The sequence below is a fragment of the Kribbella sp. NPDC050820 genome (assembly GCF_040653975.1).
In the GTDB taxonomy this organism is placed as follows: Bacteria; Actinomycetota; Actinomycetes; order Propionibacteriales; family Kribbellaceae; genus Kribbella.
In genome coordinates, this window is record NZ_JBFAHB010000022.1 from 1 (window position 1) to 16,007 (window position 16,007).

The window sequence follows — 16,007 nt, forward strand, 5'->3', positions numbered from 1 at the left end:
GTTCGCCAAGCATCACGGGACCTATGGGTCGCCGCGGATTGCCGCGGACCTGCGCGACGAGGGCTGGCGGGTCAGCGAGAACACCGTCGCCAAACTCATGCGGGAGCTTGGTCTGCAGGCCCGGCGGAAGCGGCGCCGCAAACGGACCACTCGTCCGGGGCGGGGCGGGTGGCGGGCACCGGACCTGATCGGTCGTGACTTCGGCACCGAACAGCTGAACCGCAAGTGGTACGGCGACGGCACCGAGATCGTGACCGACGAGGGCAAGCTGTTCTTGGACTCGGTGCTGGACATGGGGTCGCGGCGCATCGTCGGGTTCTGCCTGGGTGAACACCACAACGCCGAGCTGGCCTACGACGCGCTGGTGATGGCGGTCGCGGTCCGCGGCGGCAAGCCCGCGGTCGCCAGCGTCGTCTTCCACACCGACCAGGGCAGCGAATACACCGCCGGCAGCTTCCGGGCCGCCTGCACCCGGCTCGGCATCACCCAGTCGATGGGCAGGCCAGGCTCAGCGCTGGACAACGCCGTGATCGAGGCGTGGCACTCCACCGTCGAGTTCGAGCTACGCAGGCTCGAGCACTTCACCACCAAGGCCCAGGCCCGCGCGCGGATCGCCGCCTGGATTGAGGAGTACAACCACGACCGGCGCCACTCCGCGCTCGGAATGCGCTCACCGATCACCTACGAACTCACACTCCAGGCCAGCCACGGCCCACCAGACGACCAGGCAGCATGAACGACCGGATCCCGCACACCGAGTCTGACCTCGTCCTCGCCGACGTCAAGGCCCAGCCCCTCCGGGGTGGCCTCCGGCCAGCCTCGACCCCGGCTCCGGGCGAGATCGGCAGGCAGCCAGCGGGAAGCCGGCCAACAACCGAAACAACAAACTCAAGTCTCTACGGTTTGAGGGGATTGCCGAACAGAGAAGCTCCGTTGCATTGTCGGCCCACGTGCCCAGTGCCCGCGTGCTTCAACTGGGACCTTGGAGTCCGCGCGCTCGACGCCCAGATCGACACAACTCCACCCGACGGCCTGAGCCTGTCGCCGAACGATCCAGCCAGCGCAGCGTGCCGCCGCGCAGTGGGTTCGCCGACCACCTCACCCGTTGAAAGCCACCCAACCGCTGACCGCGCTCAGCCGCGCGCCTCGATGGTGTCGAGGTCGCGCACGGCGAACCGTTGGTGCTCCCACTCCTCCTCGAGGATCACGTGCAGACAGGACCGAACGGTCTCGGGATGATCAGGGTTGTGCGGATTCGTGCACTCCGCATCCAGCACCTCCGGCGTCACTGTGGCGATGTAGTCGCGCACCATCGCGACCCGACCGGCGCGGGCCTCGAGCACCTCGCCGTACGGCGGCGTGCTCGTAGCGGCGACCGATCCTCCGAGCTCACGATCGTCATACGGCTGACCGAGCGGATGGAACGGCTCCTCGACCTGCAGAACTGCCTTCCCGAACCACAAATCCGTCGCATGCACCAAATGCCGCAACGTCTGCGCAAACGACCACTCGCCATCCACCGAAACGTCAACCGTCCCGTTCGGCATCCCCGCGACCCGCTCGAGCACCGCTCCCCAGGCCCGCTCGACCGCACCCCAAGCCGCGCGCAACCCGTCCGGATCCACCGCCCGCCGCTCCGCCCGCCCCGGAAACCGCCGATCAAGCTCCCCCTCGACGAACGCGGTCACATCAACCCCGTTCACCCGAAAGAAGCTCTCCCCGTGGGCGATCCAAGGCGCGTCGATATCCACCTCCCGCATCTCCACGCCCCGCATCACCACCCCCGACAAATCAGCCTCGACAAACCGAGCCCCTCGCAGATCCACCCCCACAAACTCCGCCCCCCGAAGCTCATCACCCTTACCAAACCGCGCCACAACCTCTCCCTCCATCGCCGACCACAACATCGTTCCACCCCCCACCGACAACCCCCACAACCCAACCGCCACCGCTGGTCGAATCCGGCACAGCGTCCACGACGCGGCCCCTCAGCCCGCCCCTTGCCCCGCTCGCGACCGCGACGCGCCAGACAACGAGCAGATGTGCGACACCTGCCCGCCAAGCGATCTACGCCAGAGCGCAAGCACGAATCGCGGCATAGAAAGACGTTCTGCGTCGCCTGGCATGATCGGCCAGTCCACAGAAATGGGAGACGGCCATGAGTCCTCCACCAAGCGAGCGCGCCGAACTGATCCGGATCGTGCACCGGATCATGACGGGCGACTACACAAGCGAGGAGAAAGTCGATCGTCTCGTTGCTGACTTCCAGGCCGCTGTGCCGCATCCTCGCGCTACTGGGCTCATTTTCTGGCCTCGCGATGAGTTCGACCACGACCCAACCCCGGAAGAGGTGGTCGACCGGGCTCCCCTACCGCGCGATCGAACTCTGAGCGATTCTCTCGGCGAGTAAACGACGGTGCCCCGGGTGGACGCACATCGGCTGAGCGCGCTTCAGCAGCGCTGGGCGCTTACGCGAGGCCGCTTACTTCGCGATGTCGTGGTGGGCGGTGAACCATCGGCGAAGCCGGTCCGGGTCGGCGACGTAGGCCTGGCCGGGCCAGTGCGGCCACTCGATGCGGTTTGGGAAGTCGAGTCGGACAACCGCGAGCAACTTGCGGTCGTCGTCGAAGAACTCGGCGGCAACGTCGCCGGTGCACATGCACAGAATGTCGGTGACCTCAGTGACAGAAAGCGCTTCGACCAGATCCCCGACGGCTCCGGGTTCGTCAATGAGCGGGCCGTCTTCGCTGCGCACAACGGATACGTACTTCGCTGTCGTGTCGTCGAGGACGTCAGCGTGCCGATCCGTGGCGAAGATCAGGAATCCGCCGCGCGACAGTTGCAGATCGCGCATTGGAGAGCGCGTCGCGAAGGGCAGACGGATCCCACGAGGGTGCGCCGGAGAACCGGTAGACAGGCTGCTTGGGACCTCGCATGGCGTCCAGTGTCGTTCCGCTGCCCGCGTGGATCAACCGAGATCCGCGGACCGAGCCCGTTCGTCCGTACGTCGTCGGTTGACGTGTCCGCAATCCAGCTGCTTGCGTTGCTTCGACACGTGGACAGACTTCTAGCCTGTCGCACATCGGTTGGCGGACATCTGTCGCGGATCAGTTGGCGGACATATGTTGTCCTCCGTCGACTGCTGCGCGACTCTCGTCCGCCAGGTGATACTTCTTGCGTGGATCGCGCTTACTACGAAGAGATCGCCGGACTTCTGCACGGCCTCCTCATCCGGCTGGATGACCGGCTTCGAGGCAAGGACATCGCGTTGATCGCTGAGTTCGTCGACGCGAACCAACTCGGCCTGGCACTCGAACAGTTAGCGGACGTCCTCTCCGAGGATGAGTTGCCGCTCGCACGCGACGAGCGAGCCGACCTGCTCGCGCTCGCCGACCGGATGCATCTGGGTGATCGCGTTCCGAATGCGCTGTCGTTCCTTCCGGAGAGCTGACGGCGAACGCCGGGCCCATCCGCATGACACCGCCTTGCTGACCCGCGGCTACCGGACGTCCGCGTTCGGGCCCGAGCCTGCGGGTCACTTCTTCCGGAAGAGGCTCTTCTTGGGCTTGAAGATGGTGGCGAACATGCGCTCCGCTTCGTCCAGCAGCGACGAGTCCGGCACCGCGTTGCAAGAGCAGATCAGAAACCGTTCGCGCCACAACACGAGGAACACCAGCCAGGCGTACGCCGATCCGTCGCCGTCGGAGGTGAATCGGGCGACTGCACGGTGCTGGCTCTGATCCTCCTTCAGAACGGTGACTGCAACGGAGTCTGACACGACGGCCCGTTCGATGAACCTCGACGCAAGACGACCCGCCTCGTCCTCCCCCAAGGGCGATCCATCGCGGTCGTAGACGGACACATGGACCGCGCCGTCCTCTCCGGGTCGCGTCAACTCGTAGGTCCGCCCGTCTTGGCTGGCGTTCCAACCTTCTGGGACGAGCATCGTAAAGGTCCCAGGGACCTCAAGCATCGGCATGGACGGATGCTAGCGGCTCGTCAAGTCTCCCGAGAGAACTCGGTGCAGAGGGCGGTGCGTCCGCACATCGGAGCCATGAGCGCGTTTCGGCAGCGCTGGGTGCCTACGCACTACGCCGCTGAGTCAGCTGGCGCTACGTCCGCGCCGAGAGTTGTTGCTTCCAGAACGGCCCTGCCTGCGACTCGACAGATCGCATCACTTCGGCAGCGAGCGCCTCGTAGACCTCAAGGCGCTGCAGCTTCTCCGCGCCCGGCTCATAGTTTCGCGGGCCAAAGACGAACCAATGATCGCCGTGGGGAAAATCCGCACTTCCAAGTCGCGGCCGAGGCGCCGGGACATCCCAGGCCTTTACCTTGTGAGGTGGTTTGTGTTCGCCCCAGGAGGTGGTGAATCCGTCGGGCCCGCACTCAGCCGCCTCGACGGCGAAGCTTCCGCCGGCCGAGTAGAACTGGAAGCTGATCAAACAGATTTGGGCGTCGGAACGGCGACGCAGATGCGGTAGAGATCCGGTGAACCCCATTGGACGCAGGTACTGCGTGATCGCATCCTTCAAGGCGCCATCCATCGCCTCACGCGGCGTCATTGCCCTCCGCCTTCCACGCCGTCGATCCAAAGATCCTCGTCACGGTCGCCCGCAACAGTAGGTGAAGGCCGGCGGCGAGCTTGATCCGGGCGTTGGTGTGGCGCCGAAGGTCCCGGGCCTGGCTATCGTAACGCGTCGAGAACGTCTGCGCTGGTGAGGTGGCCGGCAGCGACGAGCTTCGCGCCGAAGGAGCGCGCCCGGTCAGCGCCGCATCTCGTGGCGAAGCCACTGACCATCCTCTGAAAGTGCCGGACCGTCCAACCGGCAGGATCCTCGTCAACGACATCCAGCTCTTGTAACCATCGACTGAGCGCCGTAGCCATGTCCGCGTCCGATACCAAGTACTCGGAGGCGGATCCGGACCGATGTCGGGGCGTGTCCCCCGGGGCGTCAACGCCAAGGTCCAACGCCTGCAGGTAGAGGAGGCCCTGAAGCACCAGCTCCTCCCCCATGAAGTTGGCCTGCAGCCACGGCTGGGCCAACTCCGATGCCTCGGTTCGGGTACGACGCCCCGCAACGACGTCCTCCCACCAGGCGTGCACCTCAGCGCGGGTCGGCTCGTGCCGACCGGCTCCCGGGTTCGCTGCCACGAGGGCAGTCTCGCAGACGCGGCGATCGAACATCGCCGGCTGAGACCACGCTGTCCGCGGCATGAGCGAGGCTCGCTTGTCGGATGTCGATGCTTTGATACGCGAATGCATAAGGTCGTCGTCGGCGCGCTGGTTCGTGAAGGTCGAGTCCTACTCGTGCATCGGAGGCCGAACAAACGTGCGTACCCAGACGTGTGGGATTTGCCCGGTGGACTCATGGAGGCCGGCGAGTCAGAACTGGGCGCGCTCACGCGGGAACTGCAAGAGGAGTTCGGCGTGCAGATAGCGACGGACTCGGCGTCTCATCTGTGTCGGGTGACCGCAGGACCTGCAGAAGAGCCGGCACTCCTCAGCGCTTGGCTTGTGCGTGACTGGCAGGGAACGCCGGCGAACGTCGCTCCCGAGGAACACGACGACATCGCATGGTTCGGCCTCGAGGAGCTTCCTCCTCCTGCCCACGAACTCGTGCGCACAGCCCTGGTGGATGCGATGCGGAGCCACCGTGCCTGAACTTCAACGCGCTGTCATCGGCAGTTGAGTGCCCTGCCGGCGGCCACTCCGGGCGTCGTACTAGAGAACGCCCGACTTGCGACGAAATAGCCACCGCCGAGCCGTGTGGGCGGACGTATATCAGTGCGAATCCGGGGATCGCGGCCCGTGAGTGCGGCTTTGTGGGTTAGGGGCGTGTGACCGTGAGCCACCAGTCGAGGGTGGCGCTTCCGGCCTCCAGGCGGTCGAGTTGCTTGCCCGCATGCTCGACGAGCTCCGCTGGTACGCGAACGGCGTGGTCGTACACGTAATGGGCCAAGCCTTCGGGCCACTGATAGGTGCCGTCGGAGAACTCCAGCGCGCCGTTCTGGTTGCCACACATGCGGCAGGGCGAGAGGCCCATGTAGGAGACGACCGTTGTTCCGCTGGACAGGTAGGACCAGGCCATGTGGCGTTCGTCCGCATCCCAGGACTCGTCGACAAGATCCGTCGGCTCCGGGTAACTCGGGATGCCTCTCGTTGCGCCAGTAGCCGATGAGCCGCCGTTCCGTCACGGGCACAGTCTCGTCGCGCAACTCTTCGCGCTCCAATCTGCCGGGCCAGGTCGAGCGGCGCATCCTCCCCCGGGACACCACGGCCAACCTCATGTCGGTACCCATTCGGCAGTACGACGAGCCGCCTACCCCCAGCGCGAGCGCCGTGACCGTGCCCGTCACCACCTGGGGGCCCGCCACCTGACCACAGCAGGCAGCACGTCACGTGTCGGCGGGACCAGGGGCGGTCGTGGGCGCGCGGCAGCGCCCAAGTGCGGGCGACAGCACGCCAAGACCCGCGCGGCAGCGCGAAACGGCGGGCGGCAGCACGCGGCAGGCCGCGCGATAAGCGGTGAGGAGCGCGCGGAGCACGCACCGTCGTCGGGTGGGTGGGAGCGACGCGAGCACGGCGACGTAGGAGCCGGGCGTCGCGGCGCGTGGGTAGGACCCGTGAGCAACACGGGTCCTACGTGAGAAAGCTCCCCCGCCTGGTTTCGATCCAGGTCTTCGAGATTCAAAGTTGCCGCTGACCCGTCCGCACCAGTCCACGTGACAGTGTCGCCCAACCTCGCCTGAGCGTGGACCCGGCTCAGCTCGCGCCTGGTCGTCCACCGCCGTCCGTACCGTTTGTTAGCAAATCCGTTAGCAGGTCCGGCTCGCCCCTGACGTGATTCACTCCCTGTTGACCCCGCCTGGTCGAACGCTGGTAGCTACGGTCGATACTGCCAGGGTGGAGACCATGGAGGCGTTCATCCTCGACAGCGACGGGTGGGGCCATGCTGACGTGGTGGAGGCGTGCCGCCTGATCCTGAGAACGGTGGAGGTCAGTGCGAATCGGTGCGAGACCGACATACCGGGTGGCGGCGAGGACTGGCCGCCCGATGTTGTCTCGGCCGCCGAGGTTTTGCGGCAAATCGCTTCCCGAACTGGTCGGGTTGAAGGGCGCTACGACTACGCGCAGACCGGAGTCATCGCTGTCACACGGGACGAGGTCTGGTCAGCGTTCGTGACGTTCGCACCGTGGGCGTACGACGCTACGGTCTGGAACCCAGCCGGAGATGACATCGTCTCTCTTGCCGACGAGGGCCGGTCGGCGTTCGTGCGCCTCACGCCTGAGCACTACGGGGCAGTTGCTGCCGAGCTAGGTCAGGCAAGCTTGATTCCATACCGGGAGTGGCGGCACGTCCGCAAGCAACGCCGGAAGCACCAGTCCTGAACGTCGCCCGCAGAGGACGGAGCGGACCGGCCAGGACGGCGCCTCTTATGGCGAGGTCGCTCTACTGAGCGTTTCCGGAGCTGCCCCTGCACATGGGCCGACTTACGTCTTCCCGTCTGCCGTTCAGCCCACGCGTAGCGCGATCAGGAGACGCCAGAGGGGCCAAGATGGAGCGCCCCGCTGGACGAACGATCTTGGCCCCTCTGGTGGCTCCTGATAGGTCCTGACTGGGCTGAGCGGCAGACGGGAAGACGCACCCCGACCCCACTCCGACCAGCCGGCCAAAATCGGCCCGTCATCCCGGAGTCGTGAGGCCCCCGCCGGAGGCGATTCCTTGGGCTCTCCAGAAAGACACCGAGAGCGGGCGCGGGCGGCGAACGGCCGGAGGCCGCATGCGCACGCCCGCGCCGCGCGCCGAAGGCGCGCCTTGATCCATAAGAGCCAAATTCGGCAGGGCTAACCGGCGCGGACTGCCTCGGTCAGCTCGGAGATGTGGACGATGACGGCGTCCGCTCCGGCTGCGGTGAGATCGTCGGCCTTGCCGGGTTTGTTCGCGTAGCCGATGCTCGCGGTCCCGATCACGCGGGCGGCCTGGACGTCGGTGGTCTGATCACCGATCAGCACGCATGCGACCGGGGGAACGGCCAGCGCCTCGGCTGCTCTCCGGATCAGGTGAGGGCTTGGCTTCATCAGAGCGGGGTCGGATGGGTCTCGTGCCTCGATGTGGTGGACGAGATCAGCCAGACCGGTTCGGGCTAGGTATGCGGTCACCGATCCGGCAGTGTTGTTGCTGACGATTGCCAGGGGTCGATCGGTCTCGTGGAAGGCGCCTAGGAACTCGTCCGCGCCGGGGGTCGGCGTGGCAGTCTCGACCGCCTTGATCTCGGCGAGCTGTAGAGCCGACTCGATGCGCCGCGCGAGATCGGGCGAGACCTTGGCGGACGCCGCCAGGAACTCGTGAGGGCTGGACAGGCGCGCAAGCTCGGGGGGCAGATCGGAGAGCTGTTCGAGGGCGACGGCACGCAGCTCGTCGGTGATCTGCGCGGCCGGGTACCCGGCGAAGACGGAGCACACCGGGCCGTCGAAGTCGAGCAGGATGGCCGGGTGATGGCGGAGAAGGACGGCTAGCGCCTCGGCGGTCACGGCTCGTAGGTCCGGCCGAGTGTGCCCCAGAGACTGTCAAACCAGCGTCGCGCCTGCTCGACGTACTGCGCACCGGTGGCCCGGTCGCCGTCGCTCACTGAGTGGTGGAACAGAACGGTGTCCTTGCCCACCGCATCGAAGATCGGAACGTCCTTGCTGCCGATCTTCACCTCACGCTCAACGACCGGGTAGAAGCCGAAGAACAGCTCCTCGTCGTTGATCAGGTACATCTTGAACATCATCGACAGCGGGATGACCCGAGCCTCAACCTCGGTCTTCTGGACCAACCCCAGCTCACCAAGTTCTCGGACCGACTCGACAATCGCCCCGGCGGACCGGTGCGCAATCTCGGCCACTCGGCTGCGGACGGCTGGGTCATCGCCAGGCTTCGAACCGGCACGCGACGGGACCGCAAGCGGCTGCGACAAGTCCGGCAACAGCAGACGGATGGTGACCGAGTCCGGCGTGAGTCGTCCGCGCCGGATGCGCTCGATCGGCTCCTCCAGCGCTCCGAGCAGAGTCTCACCGGTCAGGCCCGCGAAATCGACAGTGACGCGCGTCCGCTCGAACGCCTGCTCGATGTGTGGCCGAAGGCCGACCGCCTGGTCCGCCCGGTCGCGAACGTAGACCCCGCTGCCGACCCGCGACACGATCAGCCCCTCGTCGCGCAGCAGCTTCAAGGCCTGCTGAATCGTCATGCGGGCAACGCCGTACTGGGTCGCGAGCTCCTGCTGTGAGGGCAGCTTCTCCCCCGCCGTGAACTTCTGCGTCAGGATCCCGGCGCGCAGCGCAGTGGCCACCTGCCGGTACGGCGGACGTGGGTCGTTCGGGTCTAGCTCCATGACTCCAGCGTAGTACCTGGCTAGCCAGCCTAGGAATTTCTCTGTCCAAATGCTTGACCTGGCTAGCCAGCCTGGCTACCTTAGTCATATTCCAACCTGGCTAGTCAGCCTAGGTGGCCTATACAGAGGAGCTGAAGTCATGGGTATGCCGCGCAAGATCAAGATCGAGTTCGGTGAGGTCTTTCCGTACGGCGTGTTCGCGGTCTCGGAGGTCACGCAGGTGCGGGACTTCGAGCGGTCGACGAAGGACCGGCCGGTGTACGCGATCGACGAGGAGACCGGCCTCAACGTGTGGTCGGTCGACGTGATGGACGGGGACCGGGACGCTCGGAAGGCTGACCGGCAGATCTCGGTGAAGATCCTGGCCAAGCAGCAGCCGGTATTGCCGCCGCAGCCGCAGGGGATGCCGTTCACGCCGGTCGAGTTCGAGGGCATGACGGCGACGCCGTACATCGCGGAGAACGGCAACCGTCCGCGTCTGGCGTGGTCGTTCAAGGCCATGGCGGTGCGTGCGCCGAAGAACGCCCCGGCTGCCCCGAAGGCGGCGTGAGATGGGGCGCGGGGTGGCTCCGTCGATGACGGTTGATGCGCACGTGGAGACCGGGACGGGCCTTTCGCACCACGTGTTCGACAGGGCGGGCCGGTCGCCGTGGGTGACGCTGACGATCGGGGATATCGGCGACAACGTGCGCCTGTACGTCCGTGACCTCGCGGTGCTGGAGGACCTGGCGGGTCTGATCGAGCGGGCGCGTCAGGATCTCGCTGTGGCGCTGGGTCTGCTGCCCAGTGGTGAGCCGTGCGCGTACGCGGACGTGTTCGGGTCGATCGAGTGGAACGAGCACGATCACGACGAGTGCCTTGAGCACCTGGTCGATGAGCCGGTCCCGTACCGGCCCACCACCACCACCGCCGGCGGCGACCTGGGGACGGTGGCGTGATGACCGCGCTGTTCGCCACTCGGCGGGATCTGGACGGGTGGGCGGATGCGCTCGGCGCTCGGAACGACGACGAGGCGTCGGCCGAGCTGCACAAGCTGATGGGTCGTCTGCTGGACGGTCAGGACCGGGTCCGCAAGGTGGCCCGGTCGTTGTCGAAGGCACCCAACGACGAGGTCCCCCGGTCGCTGGCGCTCGCGTTGGGCCGGATCGATCTGGCCGTGCTGGTGGTCGGTGAGGCGCTGCGCGGGTTCGCAGTGCACGAGAGGGGCTGATTGGTGATGGTGACGATTGCTGGTAAGCGCCGGTTCCTGGATCAGTGGGCGCGGGCGCTCGGGGTCGGCAACGACCTGGAGGCGATGGCGAAGCTGCGCGCGGTGATGAATGAGCTGGACGACGCCCGTTCGCAGTTGCAGAAGACGACCCGGGTGCTGGAGAACGTGCCGGACCCGGACGCCAACGTCGGCGCGACCGGTGCCATGGCCGCGCTGGAGCAGACCTGGCAAAACCTGCTGGCCGTCGAACGGCGGTTCGCCAAGCACGAGAGGGGGCGGAAGTGATGGGCAAGATCAAGACCGGCCGCAAGGCTGCCGGTGGCGTGCCGGTGGTGCGGATGCTGGCCTCGCTGCTGCGCTACCCCGGCGTCATGGTCCCGTTGCTGCTGGCCGGGTTCGTGGCCTGGTTCGGCTCGGAGCATGGCTGGGCCTGGGTGATCACCGCCGGCGGTCTGCTGGGGCTGCTGCTGGGTGTGTGGCGGTGGCGTCGACCGGGGTCGTTCCGGCGTCTGGTCACCTGGCGGGTGAAGGCGTGGTGGCGTCGCTGGTTCGTGTACGCGCCGCGCTGGTGGTGGTGGATGGGCCGGTTCGGGCTGTCGATTAAGACCGAGGTTCGGGAATGGATCGTGCGGCCCCGCATCGTCAAGGTGGTCTCCAATGCGTCCACGGATTCGCTGCTGCTGGACCTGCCGGACGGCATCACCCCGCGCGACGTGACCGACTGCCTGGAACGGCTCCAGCACGCGACCCGTGCCCGCCGTGCCACGACTCGGCAGGCGCGACCGGGCCGGGTGTGGCTGGACCTGTACAAGCGGGACCCGCTGGTCAAGACCCTCCCCGCAGTTCCGATCCCGGAGACCCTGCGGGTGGAGGACCTGGACGGGCTGGTGATCGGGTACGCCGAGGACGGTACGCCGTGGCGGCTGCGGGTCCAGGGCACTCACATCCTCGTTGCCGGGGGCACCGGATCGGGTAAGTCCGCGATCATCTGGTCAGTGCTGCGGGCACTCGCGCCGTACATCCGGGCGGGCCTGGTGCAGGTGCACGCAATCGACCCCAAAGGCGGCATGGAACTGGACTTCGGCCGGGACCTGTTCACCCGGTACGAGGCCGACGACTACGAAGCCATGGTGTCGCTGCTGGAGCAGGACGCCGACGACCTGGACGAGCGCGCCCGGTACCTGCGCGGCCGTGCCCGCAAGTTCACCGTGTCGACACAGACACCGCTGGTGCTGATCCTCGTGGACGAGCTAATGCAGCTCACGACGCTGCTTCCTGGTCCGGACGGTCGGCGGCAGATGGGCCGGGTAGAAGACCGCGCTCGGACGCCTGCTGTCCAAGGGACGCGGCCCCGGCTACGCCGTCCTCGCGACCGTGGTTGAACCCACGAAGGACATCGTGACGTGGCGCGACATCTTCCCCGACCGGATCGCGCTTCGGCTCGGCTCGTCCTCGCAGGTCGACATGGTGCTCGGGGAAGGACAGCGCGATCTCGGAGCCGAGGCCGACAACATCGCGCTCTCGCAGCCGGGTGTCGGGTTCGTCAAGGTCGAGCACTCGCCCGTCCCGATCCGGGTCCGCGCCGCCTACGTCACCGATGACGAGATCAAGGCCATGGCACGCGACTACCGCCCGGCCCACAACCTCCGCCCCATCGACACCCCTGCCGACCTGGTGGACGTCGACGACCGCGACGAGCTGGGCGGGCTGGACGAGACGGGAGCGGCGGCATGAACCGGCAGCAGGTCCCGGGGCAACTGGAGCTCGTCTTCGACACCGCTCCGGAGCTGACGAACGAGCTGCGGGCCGAGCTGACCGCGCACGTCGTACCCGGCTGGCAGGCCATGGGTGCATGTCGCTCGACCGGTGATGACACCTGGTTCCCGGCCGAGACCGACACCACCGGCAAGACGAACGCGGTCGACCGGTGCAGCTTCTGCCCGGTCCGGCGCTCCTGCCTCGGCTACGCCCTGTCCACCGGCCAGGAGTACGGCGTCTGGGGCGGCACCACCGAACTTCAACGAGGCGTCCTGGTCCGCGACCTGGTCGACGGTGCCCCGGTCGTAGACGCCCTGGACGGGGCGACGCTGCTGCCGGAATTCCTGTGGAGGCAGGCGGCATGACGGTCCGGCTCCGCGTTTCGGGCGACCCCGACGAGATCGAGGTCATGGTCAAGGTCCTTGGCGTGGTGTTCGACCTCACCGGCTCCGGCCGCCTCTACCCCAACCACGGCTCGACGGGGGTCCGCGTCTACCTCACGGCGCGGGTCCCCTGGGCCGGTGAACGAGAAACCCCGCGCCGAGGAGGTGGTTCGGAATGATCTCGACCCTGGGCCACGTCGCGCCCGACGTGCTGCACGACCTGGCTGTACGCAACGGCGTCTGCGTCCGCCCCGTGCTGTCCCGGCTGACCGACACCACCACCGGTGAACAGCTCGTCGTACCGATCCCGTGCGGCTCGACTCAGGAACGCCAGTGCCCACCCTGCGCCGACCGCGCCCGCAAGCTCCGGATGCAGCAGTGCCGCGAGGGCTGGCACCGCGACGACGAGATCCCCGGCACCGACGACGACCCGGCCGAGGAGGTCCCCGCGGCTTCGGATGACGCTGACGAGGACACCGACACCGACGACGAAACCCCCGCAGACGTTGAAGAATCAGGCCGCCGGGTCCGCTCGACTCGTCGCCGCCAGGACGCCCCGGACCTGCCCAAGGTCCCGATGGACAACCGCACCGTGGGTACGACGTTCACCGCTCCAAACGGACGCGCCTACCGGCCGTCGATGTTCCTCACGCTCACGCTGCCGTCGTACGGCAAGGTCGGCCCGGATGGCACACCGCTCGACCCCAGCAGCTACGACTACCACCGGGCCGCGATGGACGCGCTGCACTTCCCGAAGCTCGTTGACCGGTTCTGGCAGAACCTGCGCCGCTGCGCCGGGTACAAGGTCCAGTACTTCGCCACCGTCGAAGCACAACGACGCCTCGCCCCGCACCTGCACGCCGCCGTCCGGGGCGTCATCCCCCGCCAGACCGTCAAGGACGTGGCCGCCGCGACCTACCACCAGCTCTGGTCGCCGCAGTGCACCGAACCCGTGTACGTCGGGGACGACCTGCCTCGATGGGACGAGTTGGCCGGCGGTTACACCGACCCCCTGAACGGTGCGCCGCTGCCCACCTGGGAACAGGCGCTTGACGCGATCGACGCCGACCCGGCCGCGACCCCGGCACACGTGGTCAAGCTCGGCCGCCAGCTCGACTATCAAGGCATCATCGCGGACGCTGAGGACAAGGTCGGCAAGGCGATCGGCTACCTGACCAAGTACCTCGCCAAGTCCATCGCAGACACCTACGGCGACGACGACAGCATCACCACCGCACAGGCGATCCACCTCGACCGGCTGCACCGCGAGGTCCGCTGGCTGCCCTGCTCCCCGTCGTGCTCGAACTGGCTCCGCTTCGGCGTACAACCCAAGGACGCGGAACCGGGCATGCGGCCGGGCTGGTGCCCCTCCAAAGCCCACGACAGGCACCACCTGGGCTTGGGTGGCCGCCGCGTCCTCGTGTCCCGTCAGTGGACCGGCAAGACCCTCGCAGACCACCGCGCCGACCGCGCCGAAGTTGTCCGCCAGACCCTCGCGGCTGCCGGTGTCGACATGCCCGACACCGACCGGTACGCCGCCACCGCCCAGCTCGAGGACGGCTCGCCCCGGTTCATCTGGTCGCCGGTCGACCGGGCGAACGACGACGACCTACCGACCTGGCACGGCGTACTCACACGCGGCATCAACGAACGCATCCGCTGGCGCACCGAGTACGAGCAAGCCAAGCAACGCGCCGCCAACGCACCACCCGCCGATACCCGTTCGGCAACCGACACCACCAACGACACCGCCGCACCTGCGGCCTGATCTGGGGAGAGACCATGCAGGAAACCAAGCTGCTGTACCGCGTCCCGGAAGTCGCGTCCGCGCTCGGGCTGAGCCGAGCGAAGGTGTACCAGCTCATCCAGTCCGGCACGCTGCGCTCCGTCAAGATCGACAGCTCCCGCTTGGTCAAGGCGGCCGACCTGCGGCAGTTCGTCGCCGGACTCGGGGAGGCTGCCTGATGGCCGGGGTCGAGGACGGACTCACCAAGCGGGGCAAGACCTGGTCGTACGTCGTTCGCGTGCCCGACCCGATCACGGGCAGGAGCAAGCCAAAGTGGGTCGGCGGGTTCCCGACCAAGGATGCAGCCAAGGAAGCGCGCGATGAGGCACGCCGATCTGCGAGACGCGGTGAGTACGTCGAGAAGAGCCGGATCACCGTCGAGGAGTACCTGACCGGCTGGCTCGATGGTCACTCGATGGAGATCAAGCCCAGCACCCTCGCCGGGTATCGCGAGTGGATGGAGCGGCACGTCTACCCGCGTATCGGGAAGATGCGCCTTCAGGCCGTTCGTTCGGCAACGCTGACGGCGATGTACAAGGAGCTGTCGACGAAGGGAGGGAAGGGCGGCAAGGGCCTGTCACCCCGCAGCATCGAGTACATCAACGCGATTCTCCGGAAGGCGCTGAACGACGCGGTGAAGGCTGACCGGCTGATCCCGTCCAACCCGTGCACAACGGCCAAGCGGCCTCGCCGGGAGGTCAAGCCGATTGGGACGATCTGGTCGGCTGACGAGCTTCGGACGTTCCTCCGGCTGGCCGAGTCCCACCGGCTGTACGCCTTCTACCGGCTGTCGGCGTACTCCGGCGCTCGACGAGGTGAGCTGCTGTACCTGCGCTGGTCTGAGGTGGACTGGGACCGTGGAGCGATCCACATCCGGGGCACGGCGGGCATGGTGGCCGGTAAGCGCCAGGAAGGCACGCCCAAGAGCGGACGTGAGCGCACGGTCTCCCTCGATGCCGAGACCCTGGCGGTACTGCGCGAGCACCGGGGCCGTCAGCGGGCTGAACAGGAGATCGCGGGGGATGCCTGGCAGGGCGGTGACTATGTGTTCACGACCGGGCTCGGTCGGCCGGTGCCACCTGACACCGTGACCAACCTCATTTCGGTACTGATTCGGCAACACAACGAGCCTGCGATCCCCGGCACCCGGCGCACCAAACGGCAGGAACTTCCCCGGCCGCCGAAGCCACTTCCGCATGCTCGGCTGCACGACCTGCGCCACGTTCACGCCACCCTGCTCCTGACGGCCGGTGTGCCGGTTCATGTGGTGGCGGAACGGCTCGGTCACGCGGACCCTGCTATCACCCTGCGCGTCTACGCACACGTCATCCGCAAGCACGCCGACGAGGTTGCTAACACGTTCGCGGCCGCCGTCGACGGCGACACCGAAGCGGCGGCCACCGACCCCGACGATGACGACCCGGATGCGCCGGTGCCAGTGGCCTGTTAGCAAATCCGTTAGCAAAACCCCGGCTCAGAGACTTCCGAGCCGGGG

Annotated in this window: 23 protein-coding genes; 16 read left to right on the forward strand and 7 right to left on the reverse strand. The window is 67.2% G+C overall.

Going from position 1 to position 16,007, the window contains the following annotated elements:
• Positions 1 to 736: IS3 family transposase (locus tag AB0H36_RS20315; protein ID WP_360525203.1), on the forward strand; the 736-nt coding region annotated here is incomplete at its 5' end.
• A 397-nt stretch (positions 737 to 1,133) separates the two neighbouring features.
• Here the strand turns inward: AB0H36_RS20315 and AB0H36_RS20320 are convergent.
• A complete protein-coding gene (locus tag AB0H36_RS20320) occupies positions 1,134 to 1,907 on the reverse strand; it encodes a DinB family protein (protein ID WP_360525207.1) in 774 nt (257 codons plus the stop codon).
• Between the two features lie 251 nt (positions 1,908 to 2,158).
• Between AB0H36_RS20320 and AB0H36_RS20325 the strand changes: the two genes are divergently transcribed.
• Positions 2,159 to 2,410, forward strand: a complete 252-nt coding sequence (locus AB0H36_RS20325; protein WP_360525210.1) for a bacteriocin immunity protein — start codon at positions 2,159 to 2,161, stop codon at positions 2,408 to 2,410.
• A 72-nt stretch (positions 2,411 to 2,482) separates the two neighbouring features.
• Here AB0H36_RS20325 and AB0H36_RS20330 read toward each other — a convergent pair whose 3' ends face one another.
• Positions 2,483 to 2,854: a hypothetical protein gene (locus AB0H36_RS20330; RefSeq protein WP_360525213.1), complete on the reverse strand. Its 372-nt coding sequence runs from the start codon at positions 2,852 to 2,854 to the stop codon at positions 2,483 to 2,485.
• Between the two features lie 324 nt (positions 2,855 to 3,178).
• Here AB0H36_RS20330 and AB0H36_RS20335 point away from each other — a divergent pair, with 324 nt between their 5' ends.
• Positions 3,179 to 3,451: a MafI family immunity protein gene (locus AB0H36_RS20335; protein ID WP_360525216.1), complete on the forward strand. Its 273-nt coding sequence runs from the start codon at positions 3,179 to 3,181 to the stop codon at positions 3,449 to 3,451.
• A gap of 84 nt (positions 3,452 to 3,535) precedes the next feature.
• Here AB0H36_RS20335 and AB0H36_RS20340 read toward each other — a convergent pair whose 3' ends face one another.
• Both AB0H36_RS20340 and AB0H36_RS20345 read right to left on the reverse strand, forming a co-directional pair.
• Positions 3,536 to 3,979, reverse strand: a complete 444-nt coding sequence (locus AB0H36_RS20340; RefSeq protein WP_360525219.1) for a hypothetical protein — start codon at positions 3,977 to 3,979, stop codon at positions 3,536 to 3,538.
• Between the two features lie 133 nt (positions 3,980 to 4,112).
• Positions 4,113 to 4,562, reverse strand: a complete 450-nt coding sequence (locus AB0H36_RS20345) for a DUF4304 domain-containing protein (protein ID WP_360525221.1) — start codon at positions 4,560 to 4,562, stop codon at positions 4,113 to 4,115.
• 695 nt (positions 4,563 to 5,257) lie between these two features.
• Here AB0H36_RS20345 and AB0H36_RS20350 point away from each other — a divergent pair.
• Positions 5,258 to 5,662 (forward strand): NUDIX domain-containing protein, encoded by a 405-nt coding sequence (locus AB0H36_RS20350; protein ID WP_360525224.1) that lies wholly within the window; start codon positions 5,258 to 5,260, stop codon positions 5,660 to 5,662.
• A 166-nt stretch (positions 5,663 to 5,828) separates the two neighbouring features.
• Here the strand turns inward: AB0H36_RS20350 and AB0H36_RS20355 are convergent, their stop codons facing one another.
• On the reverse strand, positions 5,829 to 6,089 hold the full coding sequence (locus tag AB0H36_RS20355) for a hypothetical protein (RefSeq protein ID WP_360525226.1): 261 nt from the start codon (positions 6,087 to 6,089) through the stop codon (positions 5,829 to 5,831).
• An 815-nt stretch (positions 6,090 to 6,904) separates the two neighbouring features.
• Here AB0H36_RS20355 and AB0H36_RS20360 point away from each other — a divergent pair.
• Positions 6,905 to 7,390 (forward strand): hypothetical protein, encoded by a 486-nt coding sequence (locus AB0H36_RS20360; RefSeq protein WP_360525229.1) that lies wholly within the window; start codon positions 6,905 to 6,907, stop codon positions 7,388 to 7,390.
• Positions 7,391 to 7,846: 456 nt separating this feature from the next.
• On the opposite strand, the gene AB0H36_RS20365 is transcribed toward AB0H36_RS20360, so the two are convergent.
• Positions 7,847 to 8,533 carry an HAD family phosphatase gene (locus tag AB0H36_RS20365; RefSeq protein WP_360525232.1) on the reverse strand — a complete coding sequence of 229 codons (687 nt, stop codon included), beginning with the start codon at positions 8,531 to 8,533 and terminating at the stop codon, positions 7,847 to 7,849.
• Positions 8,530 to 9,375: a winged helix-turn-helix domain-containing protein gene (locus AB0H36_RS20370; protein ID WP_360525235.1), complete on the reverse strand. Its 846-nt coding sequence runs from the start codon at positions 9,373 to 9,375 to the stop codon at positions 8,530 to 8,532. Before AB0H36_RS20370 ends, AB0H36_RS20365 begins: the two co-directional genes overlap by 4 nt.
• A gap of 139 nt (positions 9,376 to 9,514) precedes the next feature.
• Between AB0H36_RS20370 and AB0H36_RS20375 the strand changes: the two genes are divergently transcribed.
• The 11 genes from AB0H36_RS20375 to AB0H36_RS20425 are packed head-to-tail and all read left to right on the forward strand — an operon-like array spanning position 9,515 to position 15,962.
• Positions 9,515 to 9,925 (forward strand): plasmid replication, integration and excision activator, encoded by a 411-nt coding sequence (locus AB0H36_RS20375; RefSeq protein WP_360525238.1) that lies wholly within the window; start codon positions 9,515 to 9,517, stop codon positions 9,923 to 9,925.
• 25 nt (positions 9,926 to 9,950) lie between these two features.
• On the forward strand, positions 9,951 to 10,313 hold the full coding sequence (locus AB0H36_RS20380; RefSeq protein WP_360525241.1) for a hypothetical protein: 363 nt from the start codon (positions 9,951 to 9,953) through the stop codon (positions 10,311 to 10,313).
• Positions 10,313 to 10,585, forward strand: a complete 273-nt coding sequence (locus AB0H36_RS20385; RefSeq protein ID WP_360525244.1) for a hypothetical protein — start codon at positions 10,313 to 10,315, stop codon at positions 10,583 to 10,585. Before AB0H36_RS20380 ends, AB0H36_RS20385 begins: the two co-directional genes overlap by 1 nt.
• Before the next feature lie 6 nt (positions 10,586 to 10,591).
• Complete coding sequence (locus AB0H36_RS20390; RefSeq protein ID WP_360525247.1) at positions 10,592 to 10,870, forward strand: hypothetical protein; 279 nt, start codon at positions 10,592 to 10,594, stop codon at positions 10,868 to 10,870.
• Positions 10,870 to 11,967 carry an FtsK/SpoIIIE domain-containing protein gene (locus tag AB0H36_RS20395; protein WP_360525250.1) on the forward strand — a complete coding sequence of 366 codons (1,098 nt, stop codon included), beginning with the start codon at positions 10,870 to 10,872 and terminating at the stop codon, positions 11,965 to 11,967. The genes AB0H36_RS20390 and AB0H36_RS20395 overlap by 1 nt, the downstream gene beginning before the upstream one ends.
• Positions 11,960 to 12,319 (forward strand): hypothetical protein, encoded by a 360-nt coding sequence (locus AB0H36_RS20400; protein WP_360525253.1) that lies wholly within the window; start codon positions 11,960 to 11,962, stop codon positions 12,317 to 12,319. Before AB0H36_RS20395 ends, AB0H36_RS20400 begins: the two co-directional genes overlap by 8 nt.
• The gene (locus AB0H36_RS20405; protein ID WP_360525255.1) at positions 12,316 to 12,708 is read left to right on the forward strand and encodes a WhiB family transcriptional regulator; all 393 of its coding nucleotides are present in this window, start codon (positions 12,316 to 12,318) and stop codon (positions 12,706 to 12,708) included. Before AB0H36_RS20400 ends, AB0H36_RS20405 begins: the two co-directional genes overlap by 4 nt.
• Positions 12,705 to 12,905 carry a hypothetical protein gene (locus AB0H36_RS20410; protein ID WP_360525258.1) on the forward strand — a complete coding sequence of 67 codons (201 nt, stop codon included), beginning with the start codon at positions 12,705 to 12,707 and terminating at the stop codon, positions 12,903 to 12,905. The genes AB0H36_RS20405 and AB0H36_RS20410 overlap by 4 nt, the downstream gene beginning before the upstream one ends.
• Positions 12,902 to 14,494 carry a replication initiator gene (locus AB0H36_RS20415; protein ID WP_360525260.1) on the forward strand — a complete coding sequence of 531 codons (1,593 nt, stop codon included), beginning with the start codon at positions 12,902 to 12,904 and terminating at the stop codon, positions 14,492 to 14,494. Before AB0H36_RS20410 ends, AB0H36_RS20415 begins: the two co-directional genes overlap by 4 nt.
• Positions 14,495 to 14,508: 14 nt before the next feature.
• Positions 14,509 to 14,691: a helix-turn-helix domain-containing protein gene (locus tag AB0H36_RS20420; protein ID WP_360525263.1), complete on the forward strand. Its 183-nt coding sequence runs from the start codon at positions 14,509 to 14,511 to the stop codon at positions 14,689 to 14,691.
• Positions 14,691 to 15,962: a tyrosine-type recombinase/integrase gene (locus tag AB0H36_RS20425; RefSeq protein WP_360525266.1), complete on the forward strand. Its 1,272-nt coding sequence runs from the start codon at positions 14,691 to 14,693 to the stop codon at positions 15,960 to 15,962. The genes AB0H36_RS20420 and AB0H36_RS20425 overlap by 1 nt, the downstream gene beginning before the upstream one ends.
• Positions 15,963 to 16,007 lie beyond the last annotated feature (45 nt).